At 70.5% G+C, this 17,664-nt stretch carries 14 protein-coding genes; 5 read left to right on the forward strand and 9 right to left on the reverse strand.

Going from position 1 to position 17,664, the window contains the following annotated elements:
- Positions 1 to 49 precede the first annotated feature (49 nt).
- Complete coding sequence (locus tag WD341_RS12215) at positions 50 to 631, reverse strand: invasion associated locus B family protein (RefSeq protein ID WP_368425736.1); 582 nt, start codon at positions 629 to 631, stop codon at positions 50 to 52.
- Positions 632 to 926: 295 nt separating this feature from the next.
- On the opposite strand from WD341_RS12215, the gene alaS reads away from it, so the two are divergent.
- Positions 927 to 3,587 carry an alanine--tRNA ligase gene (alaS, locus tag WD341_RS12220; RefSeq protein WP_368425737.1) on the forward strand — a complete coding sequence of 887 codons (2,661 nt, stop codon included), beginning with the start codon at positions 927 to 929 and terminating at the stop codon, positions 3,585 to 3,587.
- 155 nt (positions 3,588 to 3,742) lie between these two features.
- Here alaS and WD341_RS12225 read toward each other — a convergent pair whose 3' ends face one another.
- The 4 genes from WD341_RS12225 to WD341_RS12240 form a co-directional block, all read right to left on the reverse strand.
- Positions 3,743 to 4,246: a peptidylprolyl isomerase gene (locus WD341_RS12225; protein WP_368425738.1), complete on the reverse strand. Its 504-nt coding sequence runs from the start codon at positions 4,244 to 4,246 to the stop codon at positions 3,743 to 3,745.
- 107 nt (positions 4,247 to 4,353) lie between these two features.
- Complete coding sequence (locus tag WD341_RS12230; protein ID WP_368425739.1) at positions 4,354 to 5,568, reverse strand: NADP-dependent isocitrate dehydrogenase; 1,215 nt, start codon at positions 5,566 to 5,568, stop codon at positions 4,354 to 4,356.
- A 161-nt stretch (positions 5,569 to 5,729) separates the two neighbouring features.
- Positions 5,730 to 6,311, reverse strand: a complete 582-nt coding sequence (locus tag WD341_RS12235) for a TIGR00730 family Rossman fold protein (RefSeq protein ID WP_368425740.1) — start codon at positions 6,309 to 6,311, stop codon at positions 5,730 to 5,732.
- A gap of 294 nt (positions 6,312 to 6,605) precedes the next feature.
- Positions 6,606 to 7,214: a hypothetical protein gene (locus WD341_RS12240; RefSeq protein WP_368425741.1), complete on the reverse strand. Its 609-nt coding sequence runs from the start codon at positions 7,212 to 7,214 to the stop codon at positions 6,606 to 6,608.
- Positions 7,215 to 7,407: 193 nt separating this feature from the next.
- Here WD341_RS12240 and WD341_RS12245 point away from each other — a divergent pair, with 193 nt between their 5' ends.
- Entirely contained in the window at positions 7,408 to 8,286 is an 879-nt protein-coding gene (locus WD341_RS12245; protein ID WP_368425742.1) for a LysM peptidoglycan-binding domain-containing protein, read from the forward strand.
- 15 nt (positions 8,287 to 8,301) lie between these two features.
- Here the strand turns inward: WD341_RS12245 and WD341_RS12250 are convergent, their stop codons facing one another.
- From WD341_RS12250 to WD341_RS12265, 4 genes are all read right to left on the reverse strand, one after another.
- Positions 8,302 to 8,856: a hypothetical protein gene (locus WD341_RS12250; protein WP_368425743.1), complete on the reverse strand. Its 555-nt coding sequence runs from the start codon at positions 8,854 to 8,856 to the stop codon at positions 8,302 to 8,304.
- A gap of 86 nt (positions 8,857 to 8,942) precedes the next feature.
- Complete coding sequence (locus WD341_RS12255) at positions 8,943 to 12,155, reverse strand: efflux RND transporter permease subunit (protein ID WP_368425744.1); 3,213 nt, start codon at positions 12,153 to 12,155, stop codon at positions 8,943 to 8,945.
- Entirely contained in the window at positions 12,152 to 13,258 is a 1,107-nt protein-coding gene (locus WD341_RS12260; protein WP_368425745.1) for an efflux RND transporter periplasmic adaptor subunit, read from the reverse strand. Before WD341_RS12260 ends, WD341_RS12255 begins: the two co-directional genes overlap by 4 nt.
- 12 nt (positions 13,259 to 13,270) lie before the next feature.
- Entirely contained in the window at positions 13,271 to 13,813 is a 543-nt protein-coding gene (locus WD341_RS12265; protein ID WP_368425746.1) for a PadR family transcriptional regulator, read from the reverse strand.
- 199 nt (positions 13,814 to 14,012) lie between these two features.
- Here WD341_RS12265 and WD341_RS12270 point away from each other — a divergent pair, with 199 nt between their 5' ends.
- The 3 genes from WD341_RS12270 to otsA all read left to right on the forward strand — a co-directional run bounded on the left by WD341_RS12270 (position 14,013) and on the right by otsA (position 17,664).
- Positions 14,013 to 14,414, forward strand: coding sequence for a hypothetical protein (locus WD341_RS12270; protein ID WP_368425747.1), 402 nt, complete (start codon positions 14,013 to 14,015; stop codon positions 14,412 to 14,414).
- A gap of 98 nt (positions 14,415 to 14,512) precedes the next feature.
- A complete protein-coding gene (locus WD341_RS12275) occupies positions 14,513 to 16,297 on the forward strand; it encodes a glycoside hydrolase family 15 protein (protein WP_368425748.1) in 1,785 nt (594 codons plus the stop codon).
- On the forward strand, positions 16,294 to 17,664 hold the full coding sequence (gene otsA / locus WD341_RS12280) for an alpha,alpha-trehalose-phosphate synthase (UDP-forming) (protein WP_368425749.1): 1,371 nt from the start codon (positions 16,294 to 16,296) through the stop codon (positions 17,662 to 17,664). The genes WD341_RS12275 and otsA overlap by 4 nt, the downstream gene beginning before the upstream one ends.

The following is a 17,664-nucleotide window of genomic DNA, read 5'->3' on the forward strand; positions in this document are numbered from 1 at the left end:
CCGTCTCCGGGCCTCCGTCGAGGCCCGGGGACCGCGAGCGGCCGGCCGCTCAGCTCCTGCTGGCGATCAGCGCGTCGTAGGCGGCGGTGAAGCCGAGCAGGGAAACGCTGCCCTTGACCGGCTGGCGCGAGCGGTCGTGGATCGCCAGGTTGATCTGGGTGCCGGCCTTCAGCGCCTTGAGCAGCGGCTCCTCGATCAGAATCTCGGTGATGCAGCCCTGCGGCGAGCAGCGCTGCACCGGAACCCGCTGCTCCTGGCCGGAGTCGAGCTGGAAGCCGATGCCTGGCGGCAGCCAGGTCGCCAGCGGCGAGAGGATCAGCATGCCCGGCGCGTCGGCCCCCGGCGGGAAGCCCACCGCGACCTTGGCGATCTGCTGATCCGCCGCGCCCTGGGCGAAGACGTCCTGCTCCATCTGGCAGGCCTTGGCGGTGCCGTTCGGCGGCGTGCCGCAGCGCAGCTCCCAGGACTGGAAGGTCTGGACGGTCTCGTCGGTCGGCGCGGTCCCAGCCTGCTGGGCCGTGGCGGGACCGGCCAGGGAGCCGGCGCCGAGCAGGACCGCAAGGGCGAGGGCGGCCGGAGCGAAGACGGCCGAGGCCAGGAGACGAAGCGGGAAGGCGGACATTCGCGGCATCACAATCATTCCGTTGTTGGGCGGCGCGGAGCATAGAGGAACAGGTCCCGGCGGGCCACCCCGGCGACCGACCCCGAGTCGGCCCCCGAATCGGCCCCCGAATCGGCCCCCGAATCGGCGCCTCGACCGCCCGGCGGGCCGGCATGCTGGACAGGTCCCGGTGACGGGGCTAGAACCGGCGACCCGGCTCCTGTCGCGGGACGAACGCCCGACGTGCCGGCCGGTTCCTCGGGCGCGCGCTCGGCCCGGAGCCGGATCCCCGAGACCCAGCGGCCGCCCGGCCGAGATCGAAGCCATGACCAGCACCAACGACATCCGCGCGACCTTCCTCGACTACTTCGCCGGCCAGGGTCACGAGATCGTCGAGTCCTCGTCGCTCGTGCCGCGCAACGACCCGACGCTGCTCTTCACCAACGCCGGCATGGTCCAGTTCAAGAACGTCTTCACCGGCGTCGAGCAGCGCTCCTACAAGCGCGCCACCACGTCGCAGAAATGCGTGCGCGCAGGCGGCAAGCACAACGACCTGGAGAACGTCGGCTACACGGCGCGCCATCACACCTTCTTCGAGATGCTCGGCAACTTCTCCTTCGGCGACTACTTCAAGGACCGCGCGATCGAGCTGGCCTGGAACCTTGTCACGCGCGAGTACGGCCTGGCGAAGGAGCGCCTGCTGGTCACGGTCTATGCCGAGGACGACCAGGCCTTCGACCTCTGGAAGAAGATCGCCGGCCTGCCCGAGGAACGCATCATCCGGATCGCGACCTCAGACAACTTCTGGGCGATGGGCGATACCGGCCCCTGCGGCCCCTGCTCCGAGATCTTCTTCGACCACGGCGAGGGCATCCCCGGCGGCCCCCCGGGCAGCCCCGACGAGGACGGCGACCGCTTCATCGAGATCTGGAACCTCGTGTTCATGCAGTTCGAGCAGCAGTCGCCGGAGTCCCGTGTCGAACTGCCGCGCCCCTCGATCGACACCGGGATGGGACTGGAGCGCATCGCGGCCGTGCTCCAGGGCAAGCACGACAACTACGACATCGACCTGATGCGCACCCTGATCGAGGCCTCGGCCGAGGCCTCGGCCAGCGATCCCGACGGCGCGCGCGCGGTCTCGCACCGGGTCATCGCCGACCACCTGCGCGCCAGCTCCTTCCTGATCGCCGACGGCGTGCTGCCGTCCAACGAGGGCCGCGGCTACGTGCTGCGCCGGATCATGCGGCGGGCCATGCGCCACGCGCATCTGCTCGGGGTCGCCGAGCCGATGATGTGGAAGCTGGTGCCCGTCCTGGTCCGCGAGATGGGCCAGCACTTCCCCGAGCTCGGCCGCGCGCAGGCGCTGATCGGCGAGACGCTGCGGCTCGAAGAGACCCGCTTCAAGGAGATGCTCGGGCGCGGCCTGAAGCTGCTCGAGGAGGAGACAGAACGGCTGCCCGGCGACGCCGCCCTGCCCGGAGAGGTCGCCTTCAAGCTCTACGACACCTTCGGCTTCCCGCTCGACCTGACCCAGGACATCCTGCGCGGCCAGGGCCGCAAGGTCGACGAGGCCGGCTACCAGGAGGCCATGGCGCGCCAGCGCGCGGCTGCGCGCAAGGCCTGGTCCGGCTCCGGCGAGGCGGCGACCGAGACGCAGTGGTTCGAGCTGCGTGACCGCCTGGGCGCCACCGAGTTCCTCGGCTACGACAGCGAGGTCGCCGAGGGCGTGATCACGGCGATCCTGCTCGACGGCAAGGCGGTCGAGCAGGCGCCGGCGGGCAGCGCTGTCGCCTTCACCGTCAACCAGACCCCCTTCTACGGCGAGTCCGGCGGCCAGCAGGCCGACAATGGCGTGGCGATCGGCGCCGCGGGCCTGTCGGTCGCGGTCAGCGACGTGCAGCGCAGGCTCGGCGACCTCTTCGTGCACTACGGCAAGGTCGATCACGGCGTCCTGAAGGTCGGTGAGGCGGTCGAGCTGCGGGTCGACGGCGTGCGGCGTTCGGCCCTGCGTAGCCACCACTCGGCGACCCACCTGCTGCACGAGGCGCTGCGCCGACGGCTCGGCGAGCACGTCACCCAGAAGGGCTCGCTCGTCGCCCCCGACCGCCTGCGCTTCGACTTCAGCCACAACAAGCCGCTGAGCGCCGAGGACATCCAGGCGATCGAGGCCGAGGTCAACGACCGCATCCGCATCAACGAGGCGGTCACGACCCGCTACATGACCCCGCAGGAGGCGATCGAGGCGGGCGCCCTGGCGCTGTTCGGCGAGAAGTACGGTGACGAGGTGCGGGTGCTCTCGATGGGCGGCCTAGACGAGAGCCACAAGGGGCCGGGCCAGCACTACTCGACCGAGCTGTGCGGCGGCATCCACGTCCGCCGGGTCGGCGACATCGGCTTCTTCAAGATCGTCTCCGAGCAGGCGCTCGCCGCCGGCGTGCGCCGCATCGAGGCGGTCACGGGCGCGGCCGCCCTGGCCCACGTCGGCCGGCAGGAGGCCCTGCTCGCCGAGGCCGCGGCCTCGCTGCGCGCCGCGCCCTCCGACCTGCCGCAGCGCATCGCCGCCCTGCTCGAGGAGCGCAAGCGCCTGGAGCGCGACCTGGTCGAGCTGCGCCGCCGCCTGGCGACCGGCGGCGCCGGGGAGACCACGGCGGCGAGCAAGCAGATCAACGGCGTCACCTTCGCCGCGCGGGTCGTCGAGGACGTGCCGGCCAAGGACCTGAAGTCGATGGCCGACGCCCTCAAGCAGCAGCTCGGCTCGGGCGTCGCGGCCCTGGTCGGGGTCAGCGAGGGCAAGGCCTCGCTGGTCGTCGGGGTCACCGACGACCTGACCGGCCGCTTCTCGGCGATCGACCTGGTGCGCGCCGGCTCGGCCGCGCTCGGCGGCAAGGGCGGCGGCGGCCGGCCGGACATGGCCCAGGCCGGCGGCCCGGACGGCGCCAAGGCAGGCGAGGCGGTGGCGGCGATCGAGGCGGCCCTGGCCGGCTGAGCGGACGCCCTCACCGAACGCGAAAGGGCTTCACCGGCAGGTGAAGCCCTTTGTCGTTTCCCGGAGCGCGCACTCGCTACTCGGGATGAAGCGCAAGCCAGCACCAACGGCCGCTTCGTCCCAAGCCTGTCGAGGGACGTGGGTGCGCGCAGTCCCTACTGCACGTCGGCCTGGACCTTCATCGACTCGATGACGTCGGGGTTGCGAACCTTGCCGTTGGCGTTGCGCTCGCCCTTCTTGACCAGGTCGACGTTCTCCATGCCCTCCACGACCTGGCCGAAGACGGTGTACTGGCCGTCGAGCCACTCCGAGCGCTCGAAGACGATAAAGAACTGGCTGTTGGCGCTGTCGGGGCTCTGCGAGCGGGCCATGCCGAGGGTGCCCTTCTCGAAGGGAATCCGGCTGAACTCGGCCTTGAGGTCGGGCAGCTCGGAGCCGCCGGTGCCGTCGCCGCGCGGGTCGCCGGTCTGGGCCATGAAGCCCTCGATCACCCGGTGAAACTTGAGGCCGTCGTAGAAGCCCTCGCGGGTCAGGGTCTTGACGCGCTCGACGTGGTTCGGCGCGACATCGGGGAACAGCTCGATGACGACCGGGCCGTCCTTGAGCTGCATGATCAGGGTGTTCTCTGGGTCGGCCGCCCGGCCTTCGCTCGTCGCCATGGCCAGGAGGCCTCCGATGATGATTGCGGAAAGGAAGCCGAGTCGTGCGACGCGGCGGATCGCGGGAAGGAAGCCGCGCCGTCCGGCGCGGCGGGAAGTGCGGTCGGTCATGCCATCGCCTTCTGCAGGTTCCGGTCCAGCTTGTCGAGGAACTCGCGGGTGGTCAGCCAGGGCTGGTCCGGGCCGATCAGCAGCGCCAGGTCCTTGGTCATGTCGCCGGCCTCGACGGTGTCGACGCAGACCTTCTCGAGGGTCTCGGCGAAGCTCGCGACCTCGGGCGTGCCGTCGAAGCTGCCGCGGTACTTGAGGCCGCGCGTCCAGGCGAAGATCGAGGCGATCGGATTGGTCGAGGTCTCCTTGCCCTGCTGGTGCATGCGGTAGTGCCGCGTCACCGTGCCGTGGGCCGCCTCGGCCTCGACCGTCTTGCCGTCCGGGGTCATCAGCACCGAGGTCATCAGGCCGAGCGAGCCGAAGCCCTGGGCCACGGTGTCGGACTGGACGTCGCCGTCGTAGTTCTTGCAGGCCCAGACGAAGCCGCCCGACCACTTCAGCGCGCTCGCCACCATGTCGTCGATCAGGCGGTGCTCGTAGATGATGCCCTTGGCCGCGAAGCTGTCCTTGAACTCGGCGTCGAAAACCTCCTGGAAGAGGTCCTTGAAGCGGCCGTCGTAGGCTTTGAGGATGGTGTTCTTGGTCGAGAGGTAGACCGGGTAGCCGCGCATCAGGCCGTAGTTGAAGGAGGCGCGGGCGAAGCCTCGGATCGACTCGTCGTGGTTGTACATCCCCATGGCGACGCCGCTCTCCGGGAAATCATGGATCTCCCAGGTCGTCGCCTCGCCGCCGCCGGCGGGCTGGAAGGTCATGGTCAGCTTGCCCGGGCCCGGGACCTTGAAATCGGTGGCGCGGTACTGGTCGCCGAAGGCGTGGCGGCCGATGATGATCGGCTGGGTCCAGCCGGGCACCAAGCGCGGCACGTTCTGGCAGACGATCGGCTCGCGGAAGATGGTGCCGCCGATGATGTTGCGGATCGTGCCGTTCGGCGACCGCCACATCTTCTTTAGCTTGAACTCCTCGACGCGCGCCTCGTCCGGGGTGATCGTCGCGCACTTCACGCCGACGCCGTACTGCTTGATCGCGTTGGCGGCGTCGATCGTGATCTGGTCGTCGGTGCGGTCGCGCTCCTCGACCCCCAGGTCGAAGTACTTCAGGTCGACGTCGAGGTAGGGAAGGATCAGCTTCTCCTTGATGAAGGCCCAGATGATGCGCGTCATCTCGTCGCCGTCGAGCTCGACGATCGGGTTTGCGACCTTGATCTTCGCCATGGGTTCCTTCCGTGCAGTCGTGCCAGGGGACCGATCGGTCCGGGCAGTCGGGAATCGGGGCCGCGCGGCGCTCCCGCGCGGCGGCGGGCGCACAATAGCAGCAAGCGACGGTCAGGCAAGGCGCCGGCGCGGCGCCGGCCGCGCCGGGGCCCGGGGGGCGCTCAGGCCAGCTCGATGTCGTCGCTCGGCCGCGGCGGCGGCGCCAGCTCGAGCGCCGGGAACAGGTCCTCGACCCGGCCGACCACCGAGAGCAGGGCCGCATGCTTGGGGCGCACGAAGCCGGCGCGTACCATGTGGCCGAGCGCGGCCAGCAGGGCGTCCCAGTAGCCGGCGACGTTGACGAGGATCACCGGCTTGTCATGCAGGCCGAGCTGTCGCCAGGTCAGGATCTCGAAGGTCTCGTCCAGCGTGCCCAGCCCGCCGGGCAGGATGGCGAAGGCGTCGGACTCGTCGAACATGCGCATCTTGCGCTCGTGCATCGAGCCGACGACCTCCATCCGGGTAACCGCGTCGTTCTGCACCTCGCGGCGCTGCAGGTGCTCGGGGATGATACCGTGGACCTCGCCGCCGCCGGCCAGCGCTGCGTCGGCGGCGGCGCCCATCAGGCCGATGCTGCCGCCGCCATAGACCAGCTTCACGCCGCGCCGCGCGGCCTCGCGGCCGAGCGTCCGGGCCGCCTCGGCGTAGACCGGGTCGCCGCCGGCATTGGAGCCGCAGTAGAGGCAGATCGATCGGATGAGCAAGGCGTAACTCCTGGTTGCGGCGGAAAGGCGGGTGAGGGGGCCTGGGCCGAGGTTCGTTCGTCCCCGTTCAGAAACCCGCCGGGCGACACTTGGTTCGCTGCCGACGGCACGCCGACCAGCTCGTCCCCCACTTGGTTCCCGGAGCCGGTGCCTCGGTCCGGCCCGCAGCGACGTTGCGCGGGTGGAACCACCATATTACGGTCAAAGTCGGCAGGTGGAGGAATCGGAAGCGATGGGCTCGAGGCTCGCAGTCGTCGTTGCGGCGCTGGTGGCGGTTCTGCTGCTTGCCGCCGGCTACTTCCTGTTCTGGCAGGAGGAGCCCGGCCGCGAGGCGCAGCGCGCCGAAGCGCCGGACGGCGCGTCCGGCGTGTCGGATCCGCCCGCCCAGTCGTCGCCGGAGTCGTCGCCGGAGTCGTCGCCGGAGTCGTCGCCCGAGTCGTCGCCGGATTCTCCTGCCGAATCGTCCTCCGCCTCGCCCGCCGAGTCGCAGGCGCCGACGACCGCCGAGTCTCCGGGTTTGGTCGAGCCCCCGGCACAGGACCGCGCCGACGCCGCGGGCGAGCCGGGCACGCGGGAAACCCCGGGGCCGGCACCTGCCGCGCAAGCGCCCGACTCCACGACAGAGACCACGCCCGAAACCACGCCCGAAAACACGCCCGGCACCACGCCCGACACCTCGGCAGAGGGCGGTACCGCTGCGCCCGGGTCAGGAGCTGCCGAGCCGGCCGCCCCCGGAACCGCAGGCTCGACCCCTGGCGCTGCGCGCCAGGCGGCCGGAGAATCCGATACCGCCGTCCCGCAAGCATCGGGCTCCGCCACCACCGCGACGCCGGAGGCCACCGCCACCGCGCCGACATCCGATGCCCCGGCAGCGGACCGGGCCCCTGCCGCCAGCGTCGCCACGCCCTCGGCGCCGACGGATCAGGCGGCGGATGGCGGGGCGCCGGCCGAGACCTCGGGCGCGGCGCCCTCTCCGGTCGAGCCCTCGACGCCGGAACAGGCGCCGTCCGACGGCGCCGAGAACGGACAAATCGCCGGCCTGCCGCAACAGGAACCGGCCGAGCAGCCGGCGCCGCAGACGCTGCCGGCGCGCAGCGTGCCGAGCTTCGATGTCGTCCATATCGAGCGCAGCGGGTCGGCGGTGATCGCCGGGCGCGCCGAGCCGGGCAGCACGGTGACGGTGATGCGCAACGGGGAGATCCTGGGCAGGGCCGAGGCCAATGCCAGCGGCGAGTGGGTGTTCCTGCCCGACCGGCCGCTGGCGCCGGGCGACCATGAGCTGAGCCTCCTGGCGCGCGGTCGCGACGGCCGCGAGATCGAGGCGCCGCGCGTCGTCGTCGTCTCGGTGCCGCAGCCGGACCTGCAGGTCGCCCGTCCCGCCGGCTCGCCCGAAGGCGCCGAGCCGGTGGAGCCCGCCCCGGTCGAGCCGCGCGGGCCGGTCGCCGTCGCCCTCGACAAGAGCGGCCTCGGCGACGTCGTGGTGCTGCAGGGCATCGATGCCGGCGTCGCCGTCGGCGACCTGGTCCTGGAGACCCTGCGCTACGACGCCGAGGGCCGGGTGACCGTCACCGGAAAGGTGACCCCCGGCGGGCGGGTCTTCGCCTACATCGACGACGGTTTCGCCGGCGAGGCCGAGGGCGACGCCCAGGGCGGCTGGCGGTTGACTGCGGGAGAGCCGGTGTCGCTGGGCCTGCACCGCCTGCGCCTCGACCAGGTCGGCGAGGGCGGCGAGGTGCTCGCCCGCCTGGAGACGCCCTTCGCACGCTCGACCTTGCTGACCGACCTGCCGGAGGGCGAGCGGCTGGTGATCGTCCAGCCGGGCAACTCGCTCTGGCGCATCGCCCAGCGCACCTACGGCGAGGGCCTGCGCTACACGGTGATCTTCGAGGCCAACGATTCGCAGATCCGCGACCCGAACCTGATCTATCCCGGGCAGATCTTCACGGTGCCCGAGGAGCCGCGCCCGCCGAGCTGAGCGCCGGCGTGCCGCTCAGGCGTTGGCGAAGGCGAGCTGGCGGGAGCGGGTGGCAGCGCCGCGCAGGGTCTCGGCGCGGTGTGCCTCGTCGAGCAGGTCGCCGGTCAGCTCGAGCCAGGGCCGCAGGCAGAGCAGCAGCGAGCAGAGCGTGGCGATGCAGGAGACCGGCGTGCGCGGCCGCGGCGTCGTGCCCTCGGCCGCGATCCGCAAGACCTGGTCCTGGGAGATCAGGAAGTGGAGGCCGCGCTTGGTCGTGGCGCCGCGCGCCAGGCGGATCATTTGGTGGCGCGTGCTGCCGGCCTCGGCGGTGTAGGGCAGGGGGCCGAGGTCGGCGGTGATCGCCATCTTGCCGGTCTCGGTGAGGTCGAGCCGTCCCTCGAAGCGGACCCCTCGATAGACGCACTTGAAGCTCAGGGACTCGCCGTCGCCGCGCCGCTCCAGGCGGCCGTCGGCGCGCCAGACGATCCGGCCCATCTCGATCGGCAGCTGCTCCTCGGCGGCCAGCCGCACCGCGTCCTGGATGAATTCCTCGGGATCAAGGACTTCCGGGTCACTCGCATCCTGCGTCACCGTGAACGTTCCTTCCGCTTGGACCTGTTGCAAGGGCCAGGGTAGCGGCCGGCCCTTAACGGCCCGTAAAGGCCGCTACTCGGCCGCTACTCGGCCGCTTCCGGGAGGCCGGGGCGGTGCGCGCCGCGGGCGCCCGGGAAGGCGGCGCGCAGCCCCCGCCACTGCCGCAGCCGCCGGCGCGCCTGCCGTCGGCGCTCGATCCGGGCCCGGATCATCAGCGCGCAGGGCGTGAAGATCAGGGTCAGCACGGTGGCGAATGCCAGGCCGGAGGCGATCGCCGTGGCCAGCTGCGTCCACCATTGGGTCGAGGGCGCGCCCAAGCTGACCAGCCGCGTCACGAAGTCGACGTTCGCCCCGACCACCATCGGCATCAGACCCAGAATCGTGGTCACGGTGGTCAGCAGGACCGGGCGCAGGCGCTGGGCGCCGGTGCGCAGGATCGCCTCCTCGGCGCACCGCTCCTCTAGCTTCAGGCGGTCGTAGGTGTCGATCAGCACGATGTTGTTGTTGACCACGATCCCGGCCAGCGCGATCACGCCGATGCCGCTCATCACGATGCCGAAGGGCTGGTCGGTGACCAGCAGGCCGATCATCACGCCGATCGTCGACATGATCACCGCCGAGAGGATCAGGCCGGCGCTGTAGAAGGAATTGAACTGGGTCACCAGGATGATCGCCATCAGGAAGAGCGCGACCAGGAAGGCCTTGGACAGGAAGGCGCCGGCCTCCTTCTGCTCCTGGTCCTCGCCCTTGAAGGCGACCTGCACCCTCGGGTCGAGGTCGGCCCCGGCCAGCCAGGCGCGCAGCGCGCGCACCTTGTCGTCGGGCAGCACGCCCGGCGCGACTTCGGCCTTGACGGTCATGACCCGCGCGCTGTCGACCCGGCGCAGCAGCGAGACCTTGGGCTGCGCCGTGATGGTCACGAAGTTCGAGATCGGCACCAAGCCGGCGGCGGTCTGGATGCGGATCCGGCCGAGCTGCTCGGTGGTACGATAATCCGCCGGCAGGCGCACCACGATCTCGATCTCCTCGTCCGAGGTATCGGGCCGGTACTCGGCGATCTCGAGGCCGGTCGTCAGCATCTGCACGTAGGAGCCGATCAGCGCGACGTCGGCGTCGAACTTCGCCGCCTGGGCGCGGTCCACGGCGACCTGCCACTCGATGCCCGGGACCGGCGTGCCGTCCTCGACGTCGAGGAAGCCGCCGATCTCGTCCATGGCCTGCAGGATCCGGCCGACCGCCGGCGCGATGCGGTCGGGTTCGCTCGACGCGACCTGGACCTGGATCGGCTTGCCGACCGGCGGCCCGGCCTCCTGCTTGCGCGGCTCCACGAAGATGCCGGCCAGGTGGCCGGTGCGCCGGCGGATGTCAGCCAGGATCTCGTCGGCCGGCCGGCGTGCGTGCCAGTCGACGAACTCGAGCTGGATCGTGCCGATCAGGTCTTCGGGCTCCTCGTCGTTGCGCCGTCCCGAGTCGGTAACGCTCTTGGCGTAGATCGAGTGGAACTCCTGGCGATCGCGGTGGATCTGCAGCACCTGCCGCTCGACCTGCCGGAGCAGCAGGTCGCGCTCCTCGATCGAAAGGTTGCCGCCGCCGTGGACCCACAGGGAGACGTTGTCGGGCTCGACCTCGGGGAAGAACTCGACGCCGCGGCCGATCAGCGAGTAGGCGACCTGGACGCCGATCAGCAGCACCACGGCGGCCACAACGATCTTGACCGGATGGCGCAGCGCGCGGCGCAGCACGGCGACGTAGGCGCCGGTGAAGCCCGTGAGCTGGCGCAGGTCGCCCTCGCCGGCGGCCAGCGCCCCGACCTGCGCGTTGCCGCTGCCGGGCCGGCCGATCAGCGCGCCCAGGGTCGGCACGAAGATCAGCGCCATGGCCAGCGAGGCCGTCAGCACCGCGAGCAGCGTGATCGGCAGGAACTTCATGAACTCGCCGACCACGCCGGGCCAGAAGACCAGCGGCAGGAAGGCGGCCAGTGTGGTCGCTGTCGAGGCGATGATCGGCCAGGCCATGCGCTTGGCGGCCAGCGCGTAGGCGTCGCGGCGCGCCAGTCCCTCGATCATCTTGCGGTCGGCGTACTCGGTGACGACGATGGCGCCGTCGACCAGCATGCCGACCGCAAGGATCAAGCTGAACAGCACGACCACGTTGACCGTCAGGCCGGCCGCGAAGAGCACCAGGACGCCGGTCAGGAAGGATCCCGGAATGGCGACGCCGACCAAGCCCGCCGAGCGCAGGCCGAGTGCGCCGACGATCACGATCATGACCAGCAGGATCGCCGAGAGCACGTTGTTCTGCAGGTCGGACAGCATGGTGCGGATGTTCGTCGACTTGTCCTGGTTGAAGCTGACGTGCAGCTCCTCGGGCCAGGTCGGGCGCTCGCGCTCCACCAGGTCCTTCACCAGCTCGATCGTCTCGATGATGTTGGTGCCGGTGCGCTTGGTGACGTCGAGCGCCAGCGCCGGATGGCCGTTGACCCGGACGTAGGAGGTCGGGTCGACGAAGGTCGCCCGCAGCTCGGCGACGTCGCCGACCGTGACCACCGAATCGCCCTCGACCTTGATCGGCATCGAGCGGATGTCGGCGACGCTCTCGAACAGGCCCGGTACCTTGATCGCGAAGCGGCCCGCGCCGGTGTCCATCTCGCCGGCGGCGACCAGGCGGTTCTGCCGGTCGACCGCCTCGAGGATGGCTCGGGCATCGAGGCCGTAGCTCTCCAGCTTGAGCGGGTCCAAGACCAGCTCGACCAGCTCGTCGCGGTCGCCGCCGATCTCGGCGCTGAGCACCGGCGGCAGCGCCTCGACCTTGTCCTGCAGGCCGCGTGCGACGCGCAGCAGCGTGCGCTCCGGGACCGGCCCGGACAGCGTCACGACCAGCACCGGGAACAGGCTGAGGTTGATCTCGTGGACGGTCGGCTCGTCGGCGTCCTCCGGGAGCTCGGCCTTGGCGATGTCGACCTTGGCGCGCGCGTCGGCCATGGCCGTGTCGACGTCGAAGCCGGCGTCGAACTCCAGGGTGACCTGGGCGCCGCCGAGGTAGGCGGTCGAGCGCATCTCCTTGATGCCCTCGATCGAGGAGAGCTCCTGCTCCATCGGCTTCACCAGCAGGCGCTCGGCGTCCTCCGGCGAGATGCCGCGCTGCGAAAGCGAGACGTAGACGATCGGGATGTTGACGTCGGGGTCGGATTCCTTGGGGATCGCGGCATAGGCGTAGACGCCGGCGATCAGCAGCAGCAGCAGCGAGGCCAGGACCGTGCGCTTGTGGCCCAGCGCGGCGTCGATCAGCGCATTCACGAGCCGGCGTCCGGTTGTTGCGCCTCGACCTCGGACTCCTCGACCGGCCGCACCGCCTGGCCCTCGACGACGTACTCCTGCCCGACGCTGACCAGGCGGACCGTCTCGGGCAGGCCCGCGAGCCAGACGCCGGCCTCGTCCTGGGCCAGGATCTGGACCGGCCGGAAGACCACGCGGTCCTCCTCGTCCAGGGTGTTGATGCCGACCCGCCCGGCAGTGTCCAGGGTCAGGACCGCCGGGCTCAGGTGATGGGCGCGGATCGTCTCGACCGGAATCTGCAGCTCCGCCGTGGTCCCGGCCGGCAGGCGCCGCTCCGGGTTGTCGACCGTCAGCTCGACCCGGAAGGTCCGCGTCTCGCTTTCCGCGGTGGCGGCCACGAAGCGCACGCGGCCCTCGATTGCCGCCGGGCGGCCGGCGAGGCGGGCCGAGCCCAGGTCGCCGACCGAGATGGCACCGACGTCGGCCTCGCTGACGTAGGCGACGATCAGCAGCGGGTCGAGATCGACGATCCGGCCGATCGTGTCGCCGCGGTCGACGAAGTCGCCGAGCTCGACCGAGCGCTCGTCGAGCACGCCGTCGAAGGGCGCCGCGACGACCAGCTTGTCGAGGTTGATCTGGGCGAGGTTGGCTTCCGCCTCGGCGGCCTGCAGCTCGGCCTCGGCGCCGGCCAGGGCGGTCTGGCTGCGGTGGCCCTGTTGCGTGAGCTTGCGCGCGGCCTCGGCCTCGATCCGGCGCTGGGCGAGCAGCGCGCGGGCGCGCGCCAGCTCGGCGGGACGCTCCTGCTCGGCGATGCGCGCGATCTCCTGGCCGGCGACCAGCACCGCCCCCTTCTCCGCCGACAGCTCCGAGATCGGCCCCGCGATCTCGGCCTTCAGCAGGACGCTGCGCACGGCCTCGCTCTGGCCGAACAGGACCAGCCTGCGGACATGCTGCTCGGCGGTTGACTGGCGCACCCGGACCTCGGGCACGACGGTCTCGGCGTCCAGGGGCGCCGGCAGGTTGCGGAGCTCCGGCCCGCCCCTGTCCTCGCCCAGGCGGCCCGAAGCGATCCAGGCGACGGCGGCGGCGGCGAACAGCCCAGCCAGCAGCAGCGAACGGTTCATGGCTGGCCTCCGCTACTCGGCGACCTGGGCGTGCGGTCCGGCCAGCGTGTGCGCCAGGCGCGCGCGGTTGTCGCGCAGGAAGCGCGCCGAGCTGCGGTAGTGGTCGATGCCGAGCTCGAGCAGGAAGTCGTGCATCGGCTTGGAGGCGCAGGGACAGCATTCGCCGAGCTGGGCGACCAGGGCGTCGAGGTCGGCGATGCGCTGGTCGACCAGCTCCAGCACCCGCTCCTTGGGCAGCAGGTCGCCGTGGAACAGCAGGAACAGGAAGTCCGAGCGCAGGCGGTCCCCGGCCGGCGGCTGGTGCAGCGCCGCGCAGAGCTGACGACGCCCCTCGGCGGTCAGCGAATAGACCTTCTTGTCCGGGCGCTTCTCCTGCTCCTGCGCGCGCACCGCCACGGCGCCCTCCTCGGCGAGCCGGTTCAGCGCCGGATAGATGGAGCCGAAGCTGGTGTCCTGGAAGTGCGAATAGGGCGGCGAGTCGAGCTTCTTCTTGATCTCGTAGCCGCTCGCCTCGCCCCGCTCGAGCACCGCCAGGCAGAGAGTGCGCGTGTCCATTGCCGCTCCTGAGGAGACTGTTCCACGGCGACGGATAGCAGAGTGGCATATATCGAACAAGAATAAGTCGATCTGATATATATGCGGTCGATCTCGCCCCTCCGCCTGTCCCGGGATTTGCGGCAAAAGTTCTTAAAATACAGGCATTTGACTGGGCGCCTCCCGAACACCATCCTGTCCGGTGGAGGGAGATGCGAAGATGACGCCGGCACTCACCAATGCCCAGAACGGACTGGGGGCGGCCGCCAAGCGCTTCGGTGCCGCCTCGACGGCGGTCGTCGCCGTCTCGGCCGCGGCTGCCGCGCAGGTCGGGCAGGCCCAGACCGCGCAGGCCGTGCAGCCGGCCGCACGCGGCCAGGGCGGTGCCTTCGACCGCGGCGGCGAGCAGGCGCCCGGCGGTGGCCGTCTGCTGCCCGAAGGGCTGTTGGCGCTGTTGCAGGAGGCGGGCGTGCCCCAGGCGCGCGGCCGTTTCGGCACGGCGCCGTCGATCGAACAGGCGACGATCGACTCGCTGCTCGCCCAGCGCGCCTTCGAGGCCAACCTGCGCAGTTTCCAGGCGGCCGACCGGCAACTCGGCGACACGCTCAACCTCTTGGCCTAGAAGGGCAATAGCGACGCCGGCGAGCAAGCGCGAGGTTCCTCGGGCCGCGGCGGGCGTGTAGGCTCGCTCCGGACTTGCCCGGGAGCCGGCCGCAGCACATGACTTCTCTGGATCTCGCCGTCGTCGGCAACTGCGGCTTTGGCGCTCTGATCGACCCCTTGGCGCGCATCGTCTGGGCCTGCCTGCCGCGCTTCGATGGTGACCCCTTCTTTAGTGCCCTCCTCAAGGGCAACGGCGAGCCGGATGCCGGCTTCTGGTCGATCGACCTGATCGACCTCGAGAGCAGCGAGCAGCGCTACCGGCGCAACTCGGCGGTCCTCGAGACGGTGCTTCGTGACGTTCACGGCGGCGCCGTGCGGGTCACGGACTTCGCTCCGCGCTTCCGGCACCACGACCGGATGTTTCGGCCGACCATGCTGGTCCGCAAGGTCGAGCGCATCGCCGGCACGCCGCGCATCTGCGTACGCCTGCGCCCGACCAGCGAGTTCGGCGCCGAGCGCCCGCTGACCTCGCGCGGCAGTAACCACATGCGCTTCGTCACCAGCCACTCGGTGATGCGCCTGACGACCGACGCGCCGCTGACCTACGTGGCCAGCGAGCAGTCCTTCGCGCTGGAGCGGCCGTTGCATTTCCTGCTCGGCCCCGACGAGAGCCTGACCGGCTCGATCGCCGGTACGCTGGAGGCTTTCCTCCAGGACACCGAGCGCTACTGGTCGGACTGGTCGCGGCAGCTCTCGATTCCCTTCGAGTGGCAGGAGGCGGTGATCCGCTCGGCGATCACCCTCAAGCTCTGCTCCTTCGACGAGACCGGCGGCATCCTCGCGGCCATGACCACCTCCATCCCGGAGGGACCCGACAGCGGCCGCAACTGGGACTACCGCTATTGCTGGCTGCGCGATGCCTTTTACACCGTCCATGCCCTCAATCGGCTTGGCGCGACCCGCACGATGGAGGGCTTCCTGTCCTACATCGCCAACATCGTCGCCGGCTGGAGCGGCGGCGATCTGCAGCCGGTGTTCGGCATCGGCCTGGAAACCGACCTCTCGGAGCAGGGCGTCGAGAGCCTCGCCGGCTACCGCGGCATGGGGCCGGTCAGGATCGGCAACGACGCCTTCCGCCAGATCCAGAACGACGGCTACGGCAGCGTCATTCTGGCTTCGGCCCAGTCCTTCTTCGACCTGCGGGTCGGCAAGCCCGGCGACGTGAGCCTGTTCCGCCTGCTCGAGCGGCTCGGCGAGCGGGCCGCGCGGCTATGGGACTCTCCGGACGCCGGCCTGTGGGAACTGCGAACGCGGAAATCCGTTCATACCTACTCGAGCCTGCTTTGCTGGGCCGGGTGCGATCGCCTTGCCCGGATCGCCCGGCAGCTGGGTCTCGAGCCCGAGGTGCGGCACTGGAGCGAGACGGCCGCGCGGATCAAGGCCGGAGTGCTGGAGCGTGCCTGGAACCAACGTCACGGAGCTTTCGTGCAGACTTTCGGCGGCGAGGATGCCGACGCCTCGCTGCTCTTGATGCCCTATCTCGGATTCCTGGACGCCGCGGACCCGCGCTTCACCGGCACCCTCGCCTTCATCGAGCAGGAATTGAAGGTCGGCGGCCATCTGTTCCGCTATAGTGCGCCCGACGACTTCGGCAGCCCGGGCACAGCCTTCAACGTCTGCACCTTCTGGTACATCGATGCGCTCGCGGCGGTCGGCCGGATCGAGGAGGCGCGCGCCCTCTTCAACGCCATGCTGGCCTGCCGCAACCACGTGGGCCTCCTGTCGGAGGATCTCGATCCGGCCACCAAGGAGCTGTGGGGCAACTTCCCCCAGACCTACTCGATGGTCGGGATCATCAACTCGGCGATGCGCCTCAGCATGCCCTGGGAGGAAGCCTTTTGAGCCGTCTCGTCGTCGTCTCCAACCGTGTCTCCGCACCGCGCCAGGGTCGTACCGGCGGCGAGGGCGGTCTGGCAGTCGGCATCCTGGCCGCCCTGCGCGAGCGCGGCGGCTTGTGGTTCGGCTGGAGCGGCAAGATCACGGAGCTCGGCGGCAAGCTCGAGAGCTTCGATGCCGGCCGCATCACCTACGCCACGCTCGACCTGACCGCGCGCGACTACGAGGAGTACTACAGCGGCTTCGCGAACCGTTCGCTCTGGCCGCTGTTCCACTACCGGCTCGACCTCGCGGACTTCACGCGCCGCTATCTCGCCGGCTACCAGCGGGTCAACGCGCTCTTCGCCTCGAAGCTGCTGCCCGGCCTGCAGGCCGACGACCAGATCTGGATCCACGACTATCACCTGATTCCGCTGGCCGACCAGCTGCGCCAGGCCGGCTGCAAGCAGAAGATCGGCTTCTTCCTGCACATCCCCTGGCCGGCGCCCGAGGTCCTGGTGGCGCTGCCCAACCACCGCAGCCTGGTCAACTCGCTCTGCGCCTACGACCTCGTCGGCTTCCAGACCGAGACGGACCGGCAGGCCTTCATCGACTATGTGCTGCGGGACGCGGGCGGCACCGCCATCGACGAGACCACCGTCGAGCTCAACGGCCGCCGGGTCAAGACCGGCGCCTACCCGATCTCGATCGATACCGGCAACCTCGCCAAGGTCGCCGAGGAGGCGGCCAACACGCGCCATACCGAGCGGCTGCGCGCCTCGGTGCGGGATCGCGACCTGATCGTGGGGGTCGACCGCCTGGACTACTCCAAGGGCCTGGTCGCCCGGGTCGAGGCCTTCGAGCACCTGCTCAAGGCCTACCCGGCGAACCGGGGCCGGGCGGTCTTCCTGCAGATCGCCCCGCCCTCGCGCAGCGACGTTCCCGAGTACCAGCAGATCCGCGGCGAGCTCGAGTCGGCCTGCGGCCGGGTCAACGCCGCCTACGCTGACTTCGACTGGACGCCGATCCGCTACCTGAACAAGGGCTTCAGCCGACGCCTGCTGACCGGCTTTTTCCGAGTCAGCTCGATCGGCCTGGTCACGCCCCTGCGCGACGGCATGAACCTGGTCGCCAAGGAGTACGTGGCCTGCCAGGATCCGGACGAGCCGGGCGTCCTGGTGCTGTCGCGCTTCGCCGGTGCGGCGCGCGAGCTGGAGGCGGCCCTGATCGTCAACCCCTACGACACCGAAGGCGTGGCGGAGGCCCTGCAGAGCGCCCTGGCGATGTCGCGTGACGAGCGACGCGAGCGCTGGCGCTCGATGTACGACTACCTGGTCCGACACGACATCGACGGCTGGCGCGAATCCTTCCTCAAGGCGCTCTCGGACGCCTGA

It is taken from the genome of Tistlia sp. (assembly GCF_040905785.1).
Taxonomy (GTDB): Bacteria; Pseudomonadota; Alphaproteobacteria; order Kiloniellales; family DSM-21159; genus Tistlia.